At 61.8% G+C, this 3,034-nt stretch carries 3 protein-coding genes; all 3 read left to right on the top strand.

Annotated elements, in window-relative coordinates; all coding sequences use genetic code 11:
* The first annotated feature begins 181 nt into the window (after window positions 1-181).
* Genes PMI22_RS03180 through PMI22_RS03190 form a run of 3 tightly spaced genes read left to right on the top strand, consistent with a single transcriptional unit; the run spans window position 182 to window position 2,994 of the window.
* Window positions 182-1,288, top strand: a complete 1,107-nt coding sequence (locus PMI22_RS03180) for a GGDEF domain-containing protein (RefSeq protein WP_007948760.1) — start codon at window positions 182-184, stop codon at window positions 1,286-1,288.
* Entirely contained in the window at window positions 1,281-2,216 is a 936-nt protein-coding gene (locus tag PMI22_RS03185) for an iron-sulfur-binding ferredoxin reductase (protein WP_007948759.1), read from the top strand. Before PMI22_RS03180 ends, PMI22_RS03185 begins: the two co-directional genes overlap by 8 nt.
* A gap of 28 nt (window positions 2,217-2,244) precedes the next feature.
* A complete protein-coding gene (locus PMI22_RS03190; RefSeq protein ID WP_007948758.1) occupies window positions 2,245-2,994 on the top strand; it encodes an enoyl-CoA hydratase-related protein in 750 nt (249 codons plus the stop codon).
* The last annotated feature ends 40 nt before the right edge of the window (window positions 2,995-3,034 follow it).

The following is a 3,034-nucleotide window of genomic DNA, read 5'->3' as shown; positions in this document are numbered from 1 at the left end:
GCCGAACGCAGGCTTCGCCAGCTGCTACGGGTAAGTTAGAAGGCGGAAAACGGGTCATGCTTTTGACGCCAGTTTTCTGTCTGGAAAATTGAATGGTCATTTATCCGGCTCGCCACTAAAGTGGCACCCGGCCTGTAGAGTAGGACACTCAAACAGCTTCTTTCGCATAGTGAGTCAACGATTGACCCATAACGCCATTCAACAGCTTTTACTTAAACGCTTTGCCCTGGCAGCCGGCACTTACGCCCTGGCGCTGATGTTGCTGTGGCTGGCGTTTTTCACCGGTCAATACGACGAATCCCTGGCCCGCATGGCCGTTGGCACCGGATTGGTGATCATCAGCCAGGCGGCATTGTTCGCGGTGTTCTACAGCGGCTGCAACCTGCGTTTTTCCGACCCCAGCCTGACCGAAGTGCAAGTGTTGTTGGGGCTGGGGTGGCAAACCTGGCTGATCGCCAATCTGGATGAGGCACGGGGCGCGTTCCTGGTGTTTTACGTGCTGATCCTGTTGTTCGGGTTGTTCCATCTGTCGCGCCGAGCGTTGATGCGGTGTGCGTTGCTGGTATTTTTCAGTTTCAGTGCGATCACGCTGTGGGAGGGCTACCACCTTCAGCTCCGCGACCCGGCGCTGGCCGGGTTGCAAGCGTGTGTGTTGCTTATTGTGTTGATCTGGCTGGTGCTCTACGCCCGCTACGTCCAGGCTTCGCGCCAGCGCATGCGTCAACGGCGTTTCGCCTTGCAAGCGCACCAGGACACCCTGCGCGGGATGATGCGCCAGCTCGAAGACCTGGTCGCTACCGACGAACTCACCGGGCTGTTCAACCGCCGCCATTTTCTGCGTCTGGCCTCCCGCGAACTGAGCGCCATGGACGCCGGCGTGATGCATGGCCTGGCGCTGATCGATCTTGACCACTTCAAACGCATCAACGATGTGCATGGCCATGCGGCGGGCGACCAGGTCCTGCAAGCCTTTGCCGGTGTCGCGACCGCGTGCCTGCGCGACGGTGATGTGCTGGCACGTTATGGCGGTGAAGAGTTCGTGGTGCTGGTGCCCGATTGCGATGCCGAACGATTGACCGCGTGCTGTGAGCGATTGCGCATCGCTTTCACTGATGTCGAGCTGATCGGCCTCGACGTTGCCCACCTCAGTTTGTCGGTGGGCATGACCCTGCTGGAACTGGGCGATGATCTCGATGACGCCTTGCAGCGCGCCGATCAGGCGCTCTACCGCGCCAAGCGTGACGGTCGCAACCGATGTGCGGCGGCCTGGGAGAACGTCGATGCCTGAGTTGCGGGTCGGCGAGCGTCAGTGGTCGGTGGCGCAGGGAAGCAACTTGCTCGATGCCTTGAATCAAAACGGCGTGCCCGTCCCCTACAGTTGCCGTGCCGGCAGTTGCCATGCGTGCCTGGTGCAATGCGTACAAGGATTACCGAGCGACCACCGCCCCGATGCCTTGAGCGCAGACCAGCGTCAGCAGGGCTGGCGCCTGGCGTGCCAGTGTCAGGTGGTCGAGGATTTGCAGGTGCATACCTTCGATCCCCAGGTCGATGGTCGCCCGGCCGAGGTCGCCGCCGTCGATTGGTTGAGCGCCAGCGTGCTGCGCTTGCGTCTGACGCCGGAGCGTCCTTTTCGCTACAACGCCGGACAACATCTGGTGTTATGGGCCGGCAATGTGGCACGACCTTATTCCCTCGCCAGCCTGCCGGAAGAAGACCGCTTTCTGGAGTTCCACCTCGATTGCCGACAGCCGGGAGCGTTCAGCGACGCAGCCCGCCAGCTGAAAATCGGTGACTCGATCCGCCTCGGCGAACTGCGCGGCGGCGCTTTGCATTACGATCCGGACTGGCACACCCGGCCGCTGTGGCTGTTGGCCGCGGGCACCGGTTTAGGGCCGCTGTTTGGCGTATTACGCGAAGCGCTGCGACAGGATCACCAAGGCGCCATTCGTGTCATTCATCTGGCCCATGACGCCGACGAGCATTACCTGGCCAAACCGCTGCACGACATGGGCGAGGGCCGCGATAACCTGAGTGTCGAGTGCTGGACCCCGGCCGAGTTGCCGCAGGCATTGGCGCAACTGCGGCTTGTCTCCCGGCAAACCCTGGCCTTAGTCTGCGGAGCCCCCGACAGTGTCGACGCCTTTTCCCGGCGCCTGTACCTCGCGGGATTGCCGCGCAATCAACTGCTGGCCGATGTGTTCCTGCCTCGTGGTTGAGCGCTGATTTTTCAGACGCGAGACCTCCATGACCGAAGCCATCCAGATCGAACGCGAACGCGGTTTGCTGACGCTGCGCCTGAATCGCCCCGAGAAGAAAAACGCCCTGACCCGCGCCATGTACAGCCATCTGGCCGAGGCGCTGAAACAGGCTGACACCGACCCTGAAATCAACGCCGTACTGATCACCGGCAGTGCCGAGTGCTTCACCGCCGGCAACGACATCGCCGACTTCATCCAGCAACCGCCCGGTAGCCTGGACAGCCCGGTATTTCACTTCATGCTCAATTTGCTGGAATGCCGCAAACCGGTGATCGCCGCTGTGGCCGGCGCAGCGGTGGGGATTGGCACGACGATGCTGCTGCATTGCGACCTGGTGTATGTCAGCCGCGATGCTCGCCTGCGCATGCCGTTCGTCAATCTCGGCTTATGCCCGGAGTTCGGCTCCAGCCTGATCCTGCCGCGCTTGCTCGGGCATGCCAAAGCGGCGGAATTGTTGCTGCTGGGTGAAGGTTTCAGCGGTGAACAGGCGGCAGAGTGGGGCATTGCCACCGAAGCGTTGGGCACTGGCGAAGCAGCGTTGGCCAAGGCGCGGGAGATGGCGTTGCGCTTTGAGTCGCTGCCGCCGGAAGCGGTGCGCATCAGCAAGCAGTTGATGAAAGCGCCGGACCGGGAATTGCTGCGCAAGGTGATAGAAGAAGAGGGCGCGTTGTTTACCCAGCGGTTGCGGTCGTCGGAGGCGCTGGCGGCGTTGACGGGGTTTATCAAACGGCATTGATTTTTCGGGGACTGTGCCGGCGTCATCGCGAGCAGGCTCG

The sequence above is a fragment of the Pseudomonas sp. GM21 genome, assembly GCF_000282215.1.
GTDB lineage: Bacteria > Pseudomonadota > Gammaproteobacteria > Pseudomonadales > Pseudomonadaceae > Aquipseudomonas.
This window is presented reverse-complemented; position numbering and strand designations above follow the sequence as displayed.